The 13,177-nt window shown below is 60.0% G+C and carries 6 protein-coding genes and 1 pseudogene; 6 read left to right on the forward strand and 1 reads right to left on the reverse strand.

Going from position 1 to position 13,177, the window contains the following annotated elements; all coding sequences use genetic code 11:
- Positions 1-4 precede the first annotated feature (4 nt).
- From ACMG4M_RS06715 to pelG, 5 genes and pseudogenes are all read left to right on the forward strand, one after another.
- Entirely contained in the window at positions 5-517 is a 513-nt protein-coding gene (locus ACMG4M_RS06715) for a hypothetical protein (RefSeq protein ID WP_272962375.1), read from the forward strand.
- A complete protein-coding gene (locus ACMG4M_RS06720) occupies positions 517-1,851 on the forward strand; it encodes a PelD GGDEF domain-containing protein (RefSeq protein WP_272962376.1) in 1,335 nt (444 codons plus the stop codon). Before ACMG4M_RS06715 ends, ACMG4M_RS06720 begins: the two co-directional genes overlap by 1 nt.
- The gene (locus ACMG4M_RS06725; RefSeq protein WP_272962377.1) at positions 1,844-2,854 is read left to right on the forward strand and encodes a hypothetical protein; all 1,011 of its coding nucleotides are present in this window, start codon (positions 1,844-1,846) and stop codon (positions 2,852-2,854) included. The genes ACMG4M_RS06720 and ACMG4M_RS06725 overlap by 8 nt, the downstream gene beginning before the upstream one ends.
- Positions 2,832-4,351: pseudogene (pelF, locus tag ACMG4M_RS06730) on the forward strand (GT4 family glycosyltransferase PelF). Before ACMG4M_RS06725 ends, pelF begins: the two are co-directional and overlap by 23 nt.
- On the forward strand, positions 4,351-5,721 hold the full coding sequence (gene pelG / locus ACMG4M_RS06735) for an exopolysaccharide Pel transporter PelG (protein ID WP_272962379.1): 1,371 nt from the start codon (positions 4,351-4,353) through the stop codon (positions 5,719-5,721). The pseudogene pelF and the gene pelG overlap by 1 nt, the downstream one beginning before the upstream one ends.
- A gap of 489 nt (positions 5,722-6,210) precedes the next feature.
- Here the strand turns inward: pelG and ACMG4M_RS06740 are convergent, their stop codons facing one another.
- Positions 6,211-7,248 carry a DUF3080 family protein gene (locus ACMG4M_RS06740; protein WP_414431121.1) on the reverse strand — a complete coding sequence of 346 codons (1,038 nt, stop codon included), beginning with the start codon at positions 7,246-7,248 and terminating at the stop codon, positions 6,211-6,213.
- Positions 7,249-7,379: 131 nt separating this feature from the next.
- Here ACMG4M_RS06740 and ACMG4M_RS06745 point away from each other — a divergent pair, with 131 nt between their 5' ends.
- A complete protein-coding gene (locus ACMG4M_RS06745) occupies positions 7,380-12,971 on the forward strand; it encodes an alpha-2-macroglobulin family protein (RefSeq protein WP_414430981.1) in 5,592 nt (1,863 codons plus the stop codon).
- Positions 12,972-13,177: the final 206 nt, after the last annotated feature.

Below are 13,177 nucleotides of genomic sequence, written 5' to 3' on the forward strand. Positions count from 1 at the left end.
TGAGATGAAACAGGTTGTTGTTTTGTTGCTGGCGCTGATGCTGGCCAGTTGCACCCATGTACGCAGTAGTCAGGGAGTTTCCCTGAACGCGGAAGGTACCTGGCTGGTGTTGCCGCTGGTAAATCGCACCGGAACCCCCCAGGCCGGGCTGCGGGCAGCGGCCATCGTGGAATCCGTGCTTTACCGGCAGGGTGTGACCGCGGTGGAAAATTATCCGGAAACCGGTAATGACGGGCTGTTGTTCGAAGCGTCTTCCTCTGCCAACAGGGAAAAGATGGATCGCTGGGTGCAGTCGCAATCGGCCCAGTATGTGGTCAGCGGCGTAGTGCATGAATGGCGTTACAAGACTGGCGTAGATGGCGAACCGGCGGTGGGCGTGATGCTGGAAATTCGCGAACTGCCTTCCGGCAAAATCGTCTACAGCGGCACCGGTGCTCGCGCCGGTTGGGCAAGAACGTCACTCAGCCAGACCGGGCAAAAAGTCATCGACAAGCTGCTGGCTCCGGTCATTCGCTGATGCGAAAGTGGCTGGCTAACACCGTCATCCCTGCTCTGGTGGCACCGCCGGCAAGACCCTTGTGGGTGGTGCTGGAGGCGGTACTGCTGACTGTGGCGGCAGTTTCAATGGGGCTATGGTTACGTTCCGAAGATCCCCTGGCGCTGGATGCCAACTTCCGCTGGGGCTTGTTCGTGCCCATTCTGGTGTCGCTGCGTTACGGTAGCCTTGCCGGTGTGTTTGGCATGCTGTGTCTGCTGGCCAGCTGGTTTGTGCTCCGCAATATGGATTTCTATGGGGACTGGGATTTCCCCGAGGGCACCATGTTGGGCGGTTTTATTCTCAGCCTGGTCTGCGGTGAATTCGCTGACCTGTGGCGGGTTCGCTTGCAGCGGGCGGAAAGCGCTGCCAGTTATGCCCTGGAGCGTCTACAAAACCTGACTCAGCGTCATGTGCTATTACGCCTTTCCCATGACCGTCTGGAAGAGAATCTGCTGGTCAGGCCCTACACCGTGCGTGATGCCCTGTTCCGTCTGCGCGATCTGACCCTGGATGAAAGCGACAGCACAATCCTGCCGGCGGCGGATGATCTGATCAATTTGCTGGCGGAGTACTGTCAATTGCAGCGCGCCGCTCTCTATCCGGTATTGGACGGCAAGATCAGTGACCAGGCCGCCGCCCTGCTGGGGGAGAACAAACCCCTGGATCAGCACGATGCTCTGCTTAACCACGCCCTGGACATCGGCATGCTCGCCCATGTACAGCAGAATACCCAGGATGATGCCTATGTGGGCCGCTATCTGGTGGCGGCACCGGTGACCAACAGTGCCGGGGAAATGATCGGTGTGCTGGTGGTGGAACGGTTGCCGTTCCTGTCCATGAATTATGAAAACCTGCAGTTGCTTTCTGTGCTACTGAACTTCTATGCGGATGTGGCGCACTACGGAGAAGAGGTGGACAGCCTGCTGGATACCTGGCCGAACCTGCCGACCCGCTTTGCCAGTGAAATGACGGCGCTTTCCCGGTTGCGCGGTGAAGCGCGGGTTGACACCGCCCTGACCCTGTTTGTGGCCGATGACAGCGAACAGGCCGCGCAGATTCTGGAAGCGCTGGCGCGGGGCCTACGTAGTCTGGATCTGGCCTGGTGGGTCCATGACAACGTGCTGATGATTATGATGCCGATGACTGGTGATTCCAGTCTGGAAGGTTTTGTACTGCGCACGGAAAAATGGCTACAGGAGGACTATGCCTTCTTCAGCCTCCGCCAGGCCGGGGTGAAGTACTACCATCGGTTACTGGGTGAGCGTGACCCTGGCGATCAGCTCCGCGAGTTGCTGGAGGTGGCCGGTGTCTAGCTGGAAGCTGCTTATCTATGCGATCAGTGCCGAGCTGGGCTCGCTGCTGCTGTTGCTCAGCCAGAACAGCTCGCTGTCCTATTTTCTGCTTTACCTGATCGCCCATGGCTTGGCGTCGGCCTTGTTGTCCGCTGTGGCGTGGACCTTTCTTCCGGCCCGTTTTCGAGAGCCGAAAGTCTTTTCGCTGGCACTAATTTTTTCCTTTGCCTTTTTTATCCCTGCAATCGGGCTACTGACCATTATCGGTGGCATTGCCCTGGGTGTGATGTTGCCGGCACTGTTCATGCCGCTGCCTTTTTCCCAGGTGGCAAAGCCCTATTTTACACCGGTCAACAATCAACAAAGCGCCGGTTTCCGGCAGATTGATCTGAAAAGTTTGCTTACCAGTGAGACTGCGCCCAACGCCTTGCGGATTCAGGGAATGCTGGTACTCAAGGACATGCCCGGGCGCATTACCGGCCGACTGCTGCGTGATTCTTTGGGAGATTCCTATGAGGATTTGCGCCTGCTTGCCTACGGTATTCTCGACCAGAAGGAAAAAGACATCACCCGCGATATTGACCGTGTCCTGCATTTGCTGGAGCGGGCCAAGGAGTCTCGTCGCTACCGGCTTGCCCGTCGTCTTGCAGAGTTGTATTGGGAGCTGAGTTATCAGGATCTGGTACGCGGTGACATCATGACCTTGACCCTGGAGCGGGCGAGCTTCTATGCCGATATGGGGCTGATGGAATCCCCCGAAGACGCCGGGCTATGGTTATTACGCGGGCGCATCAAGATGAGTCAGGGAAACCTGGGGGAATCCCAGGAATCCCTGGTATTCGCCCGCCGACTGGGGTTGTCTCCGGCCCAGGTCAATCCCTGGCTGGCAGAAATCGCCCTGCAACGTCGGCAACTACCCATGGTGCGCTTATTGATGGAACAGATTCCCGATGGCAGTCAGTTTACTGCCCTGAATAAATCCGTGGAGTACTGGAGGGGCTATGGCGCTGCCCAGAGCGGATAAGGCGGACATCTGTCTGTTGCTGGAGGGGACTTTTCCCTATGTCAGCGGCGGGGTGTCTAGCTGGGTAAACCAGATCATCCGGGGGTTTCCGGAATATACCTTTGCCTGCTGTTTTATCGGCAGTCGCCCGGAAGACTATGGCGACATGAAATACACCCTGCCGGACAATGTGGTTCATCTGGAGGTGCATTACCTGCATGACTTCCAGCGTGGCGCGCAAAAAAACCGAAAAAAGGTGATCCCGAAGCCTATCATCGCTTGAGCCGTTTACACGATCTGATGCGTTCCGGCGAACATTCTCCGGAGCGGGAAGCTCTGCTTGGCGAGACGTTGGATGGCCTGGGGGATGGCTGCTGTTACTCAGAGGAGTCATTTTTGCATAGCCGGGCAAGCTGGGATTTCATTTCTGATGCCTATCGGGAATACAGCCGGGACCCTTCATTTGTCGATTATTTCTGGACCGTCCGCATCATGCATGCACCGCTCTGGGTGCTGAATGACATTGCCTCCAATCTGATCCCGGCGCGCATGTATCACACCATCTCCACCGGTTATGCCGGTTTTCTGGGCGCCATGCTGAAACGGCGCACGGGCAAGCCGCTGCTGCTGTCCGAACACGGCATCTACACCAAGGAACGCAAGATTGATCTGTTCCAGAGTGAATGGATCAGCGATAACCGCGGGCTGGTGGAAAAGAACAACGCAGAAATGGCTTACTTTCGCGAAAAGTGGGTGAATTTCTTTACCGAGCTGGGACGCGAGTGTTACCAGTCATCGAACCGCATCGTGGCGCTTTACGAGCGTAACCGGCAACGGCAGGTGGAAGACGGCGCCCCCGCCGAGCGCACGCTCAATATTCCCAATGGCATCGACCTGCCACGCATGGAAAAGGTGCGTGCTGCCCGGAGTGAAGAGATACCCCAGACCGCCTGCCTGATCGGCCGGGTAGTCCCCATCAAGGACGTCAAAACCTTCCTGCGCGCCATGCGCACCCTGGTTAACGAGATACCGGACGCCAAGGGATGGATTGCCGGCCCCGAGGATGAAGACAAGGAATACGCTGCAGAGTGCCGTTCTCTGGTGACCAGCCTGGGTTTGGAAAAGAATGTAGAGTTTCTTGGCTTTCAGAAGATCGACGAGCTGCTGCCAAAAGTGGGTGTGGTGGTGCTCAGCTCCATCAGTGAAGCACTGCCGCTGGTATTGCTGGAAGGCTTTGCCGCTGGCGTGCCGGCGGTGTCAACGGATGTGGGCTCCTGCCGCCAACTGATCGAAGGGCTGGATGAAGACGATCGGGCGTTTGGCACGGCCGGTTCCGTGGTGGGTATTGCTGACCCGGAAGCCCTGGGTAAGGCGGTGGCCAACCTACTCAGTAATCCGCAGGCCTGGCACGAGGCACAGCAGGCCGGCATCCGCCGAGTGGAAACCCTGTACACCCAGCAGCAGATGTTCGGCTCCTACCGTGAGCTGTATCAGGGTTTGCTGGAAGGGGAGCGCTGATGGCAGGTATCGGCTTCGAACTGCGAAAACTGCTGCGCAAGGATACCTTGCTGGGCCTGATCCGTGCCTACGCCTATGCTGGCGTGATCAGCTCCGGGCCTTGGGTGCTGTCGATTATCGGCATCCTGATTATCGGTATTTTCAGCCTGGGGGCGGTGGTACCGGATATCGCAGTGTCCCAGTTTCAGGTCACCGTCACCTATCTGATCGCGATCAGCCTGGTGCTCACCGGTACCGTGCAACTGGCCTTTACCCGTTTCTGTGCTGACCGCGCCTTTGAGCAGCGCGAAGATTTGATTCTGCCGAACTATGGCGGCGTTACCCTGCTGGTCACGGTCATTGCCGGGGTCCTGTCGCTAGCTGCCGCAGTGTTTCTGTTCCCGGAACAGAGCATCCTGTTCCGGGTGTTGATGGCGGCCAGCTTTGTGGTGCTGTGCAATATCTGGATCGCCACCGTGTTCCTGTCGGGGATGAAACAGTACAAGGCGATACTGGTGCTGTACGCCCTGGGTTACGGGATCACCGTGGTAGGTGCCTTGTTGCTGCGCTTTCTCGATCTGGAAGGACTGTTGCTCGGGTTTCTGCTGGGTCAGGTGACCTTGCTCGCCGGCATGCTGGTGCTGATCGTGCGCGGCTATCCGGCGCTCAGCATGGTGTCCTTCGACATGTTTCGCCCCCGTTACCTGTATCCCAGCCTGATGCTGGTGGGGTTTTTCTACAACGCCGGGGTATGGGCCGACAAGGCCATGTTCTGGTTTTACAGCGGCACCGGGAGCGAGGTGATTGGTCCGCTGCACGCCTCGCTGATCTATGATATTCCGGTGTTCCTGTCCTACCTGTCGCTGATTCCCGGCATGGCCGTGTTTCTGGTGCGCATGGAAACCGACTTTGTGGAGTACTACAGCAATTTCTACGATGCGGTGCGTGAAGGGGGGTCGTTGTCCTATATCGAGGAGATGCGCAACCAGATGGTGTTCGTGATTCGTCAGGGCATCTTCCAGATCCTCAAGATCCAGGCCATCTCGGCCCTGGTGATCATGGTGGCTGGCGCCCAGATTTTCGCGGCCCTGGGGATTACCGACTTGTACCTGCCGTTGCTCAAAGTCCAGCTGGTGGCCACGGCGTTACAGGTGGTGTTCCTGGCCATCATCAACGTGTTCTGCTACCTGGACCAGCGCCGCATGCTGGTACTGCTCACCGGCCTGTTCTTCGTGTTGAACGTGATCTTTACCGGCATAAGCTTGTACCTGGGTCCGCAATTCTTCGGCTTCGGTTTCCTGCTGTCGTTGGCTGTGTGTGTGATGCTGGGGTTGTGGCTGGTGAACCGGAAGATGGGAGAACTGGAGTATTCGACGTTTATGTTGAATTGAGCTACGAGGCAACCTTTCTGATAACCGCTGTAGGAACGGAGCGTAGCGGAGTAACGCACGCAGTTCCGTGCGGCCCGAAGTGTGAGCGTGCGAATAACGCCGCTTGAGGCGCGAACCGAGCCTCAGCGAGGACATTGCCCGCAGGGCAATCAGGAATATCAAGGCTCGACAGGTTTCAGAAAGAATGACCGACAGCTCTATACCTCTGTCGTGTCCCCTCGCTCGCGCTCGGTTCGCGCCTCAAGCGGCGCTCCTACAGCGGCTTCGTAGCTACCCGGTACATCCCCCCCAAAAAAAACGGCGCCAAAAGGCGCCGTGAATAGTTTGGCTCGGGAGAGCTATCACGGAGTAAAACTCCGGAGTCGATGGATGGGACCTCATCGACGCTTGGCATTATGTGGACAGTTGTTCGCCGAAACATTCGCTTTGTAGACTTTCTGTTTAGCCCGCCAGGTCAATTTTTGCACGAAAGTGCATATAAGCTCCGAGTCAGGGTTTCCCCGGCATCAGTCCGCAGGCGCCCAGGTGTTCCTGCCACAGGGTCACATGGCGCTCCAGCGCACGCTCCATGCGGCTTTCCACCCCGTTCGGGCCGAAGTAATGGTGCCGCCAGCGGGTGAAAGGGGCAGGGGGTGAATCCAGCAGACCGTTCATCTGTTCCAGGCTGTCAGCCAGTGTTTGGCGCTGGCGGCGACTTTCCGCCAGCGATTTTTGCACACTGGGGCCCCAGACATTGTCCAGCACATTGCGCAACCGCCGGGCCCGGGTGCTGGCCTGATTGCGGGGGCAGAGGCGCTGCGGATCAATGCCTTCGAGCAGCTGGTTGCCCCGCTCCAGTTCCCGCAGTGAAAGCGCCATGCGCCGCAGTAGATGACCGCCGGCCTGGTTACGGGCCAGGGTTTCCAGCAAGGGTTCCAGATTCAGTGGTGTCACGGCGCCACTTTGTTTGTGGGCGATCAGGGTGTGACTCAGCTGTTGCAGGCTCTGCAAGGCAGCACTGGTGTCGCCGACACTGGCGGAAGGGGACTGGCTGAAAAAGCGCCGTATTTCCTCGCTGGCGGTAAGTACATTCCAGTACAGGGCCGGCAGCGCGGCTTCCTTTTCGGCCACCACCTGCGACATGACGTTGACCAGCTCCGGGTCATCCAGGGTTTGTTCCTCCAGGCAGGTGCGCGCCTGGTGAATAAACGCCAGTTCATGACTGAGCCGTAAGGAATCCGCCTGCAGCTTACCCAGCGAGCTGTTGCGCTGGCTGATCAGTTCCATCAGGCCGCAGTGTCGTAGTTCCAGATAGTCGAGCATATCCACCCGGTGTTCCGGCAGCGGCAGCCGTTGTTCCCGGGCACCGGGATAGGCCAGTACGGGAAGCGGGTCTCGCGCGGGAATATCCTGTCGAGTCAGCCGGGCAATCCGGCTCAGGTAGTCCTCCCAGAGCGCCTCATCGGGATCGCCCGGGGTCAGCCACCAGGTGGTCAGTAGCGACGCCATGGCCAGGGCTGCCAGCCCCCAGCCGGTTTTTTTCTGCATCACGACAGGACCCCGCTCAATCCGCTGTTTCTCTTTTGCCAAACCGTTGACACTGCGGTGGATCTGCCCACGCATTGCAGAACGGTTGTGCTATGTTTGGCCTGATCATCAATTTGCATTGGAAGCGTATTATGTCAACGAGGGGATTGCCGTTTTTTCGGTTACTGATGCTGTGCTTGGCATTGTCACTGGGCGCCTGTGATACCGGAGAGAAGGGGGACAGTGACTCTCCTCCTAAACAGGATAAAGCCGACAGGCAAATCGCGCAGCCTGCGCCGACACAGCTGGATCAGCGCTGGCAGGCTCACCTGGCGGCATCTCCCCCTTCGATCATCAGTTCCCGGGCGCCGCTGGTGGTGCGCTTTAATCATCCGGTAGCGTCTGCAGAAAAGCTTGATCAACCGGTCTCCGGCGTTGCCCGTCTGGTGCCGGACATGCCGGCAGAAATACGCTTCACCGCCGAAGACAGACTGGAAATCCGCCCCTCGGAACCGCTGGCCGCCGGTGAGACGCTGACTCTGATGCTCTATGCCCAGGGCCTGGACGGTGTGGATGAAACGCTGCCTCCGGCAGAATTCCCCCTGCAGGTGATGCGTCAGCAACTGAGCCTGACGGTGCAGTCCCTGTTGCCGGCCGAGGCCGGCGAACAAATGGTGCTCACCGGTAGCCTGGAAACCCGGGATCTGGCCGAGGCCGAAGCGGTGGAGAAAAGCCTGCGTGCCAGCCAGGACAATCAGACGCTACCGGTACGCTGGGAACACGACAAGGCCGGTTTCCGCCATGGATTTACCGTTGCCGGCATCCGCCGGGGTGACCAGGCCAGCCAGGTGACCTTGAGCTGGGATGGCTCCCCCCTGGGTGTAGAGAACCAGGGTGAACGCCATTACAACGTCCCGGCGGTGGCGGTCTTCGAAGTCACCAATGTGCGGGCAGTGAACTACCCCAAACCTCATGTGGAAGTGAATTTTTCCGAGGCGTTGCAAGGCTCCCAGAACCTCAACGGCCTGGTCACCCTGAACGGCAAGGCGCCACGCCTGGAAGTGGACGGCAGCCGCCTGCGGGTCTATCCGCAGGACGACAAGGAAGAAAATGTGGCGCTGGTGATCGATGCCGGCCTGCGCTCCGCCCGCCATGGCCGGCTGGCGGAAAAACTGGAAAAAACCGTCACCCTGATGATGAGCAAGCCCGGCGTGCGCTTTGCCGGCAAGGGCACCATCCTGCCGGATGGCAAGCAACTCAGCGTGCCCTTTGAAGCGGTGGGGATCCGCTCGGTGAAGGTGCAGGCCTTCCGGGTGTTTGACGACAATATTGGCAATTATCTGCAGGGTAGTGAGCTGGATGAAGGGGACATGGACACCCGCACCGGTCGCTACCTGTGGCAGAAAACCCTTGAGTTGCCCGCCAACGGCGACGGCTGGCAGCGCTATCATCTGGACCTGACCGAGCTGATGGCCAAACACCTCAATGGTCTGGTGCATCTCACCCTGACCATTGATGGCGATGACATTACCTACACCTGCCCGGATGCCTCCCTGACCCGCAACACAACCCTGCCGGACAACTACGAGGGCCCGGGCCAGGAACAGCAGCAGCCGGACCGGCTGGCCGACTATTACCGCGATGCCGGCTACCTGAGCTGGTATGAACAGGACAACCCCTGCTCCGACAGTTACTACCGCTATAACGACCTGGCCAGCAGCACTCGCGCTTTCCTGGCCTCCAACCTGGGGCTGATCGCCAAGCGCGGTCAGGACGATACCCTGCACGTGGTAGCTACCACCCTGGACACTAACCAGCCCGCCGCCGAGGTGGTGGTGAAGGCCTACAACTACCAGCAGCAACAGGTGGGCATGGGTCTTACCGATAAAGAAGGGATGGCCAGCATCCAGCTGGATGGCACACCTTTTTATCTGCAGGCGGTGAAAGACCGCGACACCGGTTTCCTGAAAGTGGCCCGCAACCGGGCGCTGCCCACCAACCAGTTCAACACCAGCGGCCAGACCGTGCGAGACGGCCTGAAAGGGTTCTTCTACGGAGAGCGTGATGTGTGGCGCCCGGGCGATGACATCCACCTGACCTTTATTCTCGAAGACAAGAACGCTGTGCTGCCCGACGATCACCCGCTGACTCTGAACTGGTTCGACCCCCGTGGAAACAAGGTGAAAAGCTACACCCTGGATCAGCCGGTGGGAGACTTCTATGCCTTCACCCTGAGCACCAGTGAAGACGCGCCCACTGGCAACTGGCGTGCTGTAGCCCGGCTGGGCCAGCGCTACTTCGATACCCCGGTGCGGGTGGAAGCGATCAAGCCCAACCGCCTGAAGATCGACCTGGAATTGCCCGAGCAACTGCCCGCCATCGAGGCGGCGCAGGTGGGCCTGTTTACTCAATGGCTCAACGGCGCTACCGCCGCCAACCTGAAAGCGGATGTAAAAGTACGAGTGGCGGCGACCACCACCCGCTTCGATGGCCTCAATGCCTATCATTTCGATGACAGCACCCGCGCGCTCAGTAGCGAGCCCTTTACTGCCTTCGAGGCCCATGTGGACGGGCAGGGCAAGGCCAGCTTTCCGCTCACCATCCCGGTGGAGCAGACCCCTGGCCTGCTGCGTGCCACCCTGACAACCCGGGTGTTTGAGAACAGCGGTGACTACAGCACCCAGATCCGCAGTGTGCCGGTCTATCCCTTCAAACATTGGGTAGGCATGCAGGTGCCGCAGGGCAGTGGTTGGGGCGGTGCGTTGTCCCGCGAGGGCAAGCACGCCATCGACCTGATCAGCGTCAGCAGTGAGGGCAAGGCCGTATCCGGTCGGCCCCTGGATATCACTGTTTATGAAATTGACTGGCGCTGGTGGTGGGACCGTTCCGGCGAGGACCTGAGCAACTTTATCAGCGACCCCAACACCCGATCTGTCACCCAGGCCCAGATCACCACCGATGCAGAGGGGCGCGGCCAGTGGACGCTGGACGGTGCCGCCTATGACTGGGGCCGCCACCTGATCCGCGTCTGTGATCGACAAAGTGATCACTGCACCTCGCAGACGGTGTATCTGGGCTGGAGCAGCGACCAGGCCAGTGGCAGCCAGGATGCCGCCACCCGCTTGTCCCTGTCCGCAGATAAAGAAAGTTACCAGGTGGGAGACACCGCCCGGGTGGAACTGCCCGCCGTCAGCGAAGGCCGCCTGCTGGTAAGTCTGGAGAACGGCTCCCGGGTGCTGGATCACTACTGGCTACCGGCCAGTGGCCAGGCCCAGACGCTGGATATCCCGGTCACTGCCGAGATGGCGCCCAACGTGTATGTGCATGTGGCCCTGTTGCAGCCACACCAGCGGGACAACGATCGTCCCATCCGCTTGTACGGCATCGTGCCGTTGCTGGTGGAAGACCCGGCCACCCGTCTGCAGCCGCAGATCAAGGCTCCGAAAAAAGTGAAGCCGGAAGAAAGCTTCATCGTGCAAGTCAGCGAAAAGCAGGGCAAGGCCATGACCTATACCCTGGCGCTGGTGGACGAGGGCCTACTGGGCCTGACTAACTACCGCACCCCGGATCCCCATGGCGCCTTCTACCGTCGTGAGGCCCTGGGTGTACTGACCTGGGACCTGTTCGATATGGTGGTCGGCGCCTACGGGGCCGAGCTGGACCGGTTGCTGGCCCTGGGCGGCTCCGATGGTGCCGATGACGGCCGCGAGAAACAGCGCCGCCGTTTCCCGCCGGTGGTGAAATTCCTCGGTCCCTTCACCCTGGACGCGGGCGACAGCGCCAGTCACGAGATCACCCTGCCGTCCTACATGGGGCAGGTCAGGGCCATGGTGGTGGCCGGTGACAACGGTGCTTATGGCAAGGCCGATCAGGACATCACCGTCACCCAGCCGCTGGCCGTGCTGAGTACCCTGCCACGGGTGATGGGCCCCGGCGAAACCGTGGACCTGCCGGTGACGGTGTTCGTGACCGACGACGCGGTGAAACAGGTCAAGCTGTCCGTGCAGGCGGATGATGACCTGTTCAGTGTGGAAACCGGCGAGGCGGAAATGACCTTTACCGGGCCGTCGGACCAGATCGCCATGCTGCGTCTGCGCGCCAACGACCGGGTGGGTACCGGCTCTGTCACGGTGACGGCCACGGGCGGCAAGCATCGCGCCAGCGAAACCGTGCACCTGCCGGTACGGGCGGCCAACCCGCCTACTACCCGCGATACCTTCAAGATGCTGGAGAAAGGGGAAAGCTGGGCGCTGGATTACCAGCACCACGGTATGACCGGTACCAACAGTGCTACCCTGACAGTCAGTGCCCTGCCGGCCATGGGCCTGGAGCGACGCCTGAATTACCTGCTGCGCTATCCCCATGGTTGCGTCGAGCAAACCACCTCGTCGGTGCTGCCGCAGTTGTACCTGAAACAGCTGGTGCAACTGGATGAGCAGCAGCAACAGGAGATCCAGACCAACATTACCGCCGGCATCGAACGGCTCAAGCGTTTCCAGCTGGCCAATGGCGGCTTCGGTTACTGGCCCGGCCAGGCCCAGGCCAATGACTGGGGCTCCACCTATGCCGGCCACTTCCTGCTGGAAGCCAGACGGCTGGGGTATGCGGTGCCCGCCGGCATGATCGATGACTGGGTCGACTATCAGTCGCGGCGCAGTCAGACCCTGGGAGATCGACCCTGGGAATGGAGCGCCGAAGCCTATCGCCAGTACACCCTGGCCCTGGCCGGCAAGCCCCAGGTGGGGGCCATGAACCGCCTGCGCGAGCGTCTGCAGATGGCGAAGCAGGATTATCCTCGCAGCGCCAGTTACCACAGCGGTCGCTGGTTGCTGGCGGCGGCCTATCAGCAGATGGGGCTCAGCGATGTGGCGGCGGAGCTGACCGCCCTGGACGTTGAGAATCTGGAGTATGACGGTGCCAGCTACACCTATGGCTCCTCCCTGCGTGATCAGGCCATTCGCCTGACTGTGGCTGAGGCGCAGAACCGGGAGCAGGAGGCCTGGACCCTGGCCCGTGACATTGCCGATCAGCTATCCGGGCAGAGCTGGTACAGCACCCAGACCACCGCCTGGTCACTGATGGCCATGGCCCGCTATGCGGGCAGTCAGGGGGGCGATCATGGTTACCGCTTTGCGTGGCAGGAAGGCAAACAGGGCTGGCAGGATATTGCCGCCACCTCGCCGGTCACCCGCCAGCCACTCAATGCCGGCAGCAGGGAAGGGGATGACACGCAGTCGCTGAGCGTGAGTAACGACAGCGACCGCAAGCTGTTCGTTACCCTAAGCCAGACCGGCACCCCGTTGCCGGGCAACGAAGCGCCGGTGAGCGAAGGCCTGAGTCTGGCAGTGCGGTTCCTTGCCAATGACAAGCCGATCAACCCGGCTAGCCTGGACCAGGGGCAGGACTTCACTGCCGAAGTCACGGTGACCAACACCGGGTCGCGCACTCTGGACGATGTGGCGCTGACTCAAATCCTGCCTTCCGGCTGGCAGCTCACCAGCAGTCGCCTGGATGGCAGCGCGGACAACAACGAGAAGGTGACCTATCAGGATCTGCGCGATGACCGGGTAATGCATTACTTCGACCTGAAACCCGGCAGCAAGAATGCTCTGACCTTGAGCGTGGACCTGAACGCCTCCTTCGCCGGCCGTTTCTACCTGCCCGCCTGGACCGTGGAAGCCATGTACGACGGTCGCCGTCAGGCGCGGAGTAAGGGCCAGTGGGTCGAGGTGAAACGGGAATAAACACGTGACGGTGGCGGCGATCGCATAGCCAGGTTTTGTGGGAGCGGTGGTTTCACCCCGCTCCCTCCGCTCAGCCGAAACCACTGGAGCGAATTGAAAAGGCCCTGGAATTCTCCGGTCATATCGTTCACTTGAGGTCTGTGCCAGTGCACACCCTTCGCGATGTAAACATCGCTTCCCACAAACCCCAACTTCGGGATGTGTGG

The organism is Alcanivorax sp. IL3, from assembly GCF_047495465.1.
Taxonomy (GTDB): Bacteria; Pseudomonadota; Gammaproteobacteria; order Pseudomonadales; family Alcanivoracaceae; genus Alcanivorax; species Alcanivorax jadensis.

Excerpts from the sequence above, each read along its gene's own strand:
- ACMG4M_RS06715 (WP_272962375.1), top strand. The coding sequence starts at position 5 with ATGAAACAGGTTGTTGTTTTGTTGCTGGCGCTGATGCTGGCCAGTTGC.
- ACMG4M_RS06720 (WP_272962376.1), top strand. The coding sequence starts at position 517 with ATGCGAAAGTGGCTGGCTAACACCGTCATCCCTGCTCTGGTGGCACCG.
- pelG (WP_272962379.1), top strand. The coding sequence starts at position 4,351 with ATGGCAGGTATCGGCTTCGAACTGCGAAAACTGCTGCGCAAGGATACC.
- ACMG4M_RS06740 (WP_414431121.1), bottom strand. The coding sequence starts at position 7,248 with ATGCAGAAAAAAACCGGCTGGGGGCTGGCAGCCCTGGCCATGGCGTCG.
- ACMG4M_RS06745 (WP_414430981.1), top strand. The coding sequence starts at position 7,380 with ATGTCAACGAGGGGATTGCCGTTTTTTCGGTTACTGATGCTGTGCTTG.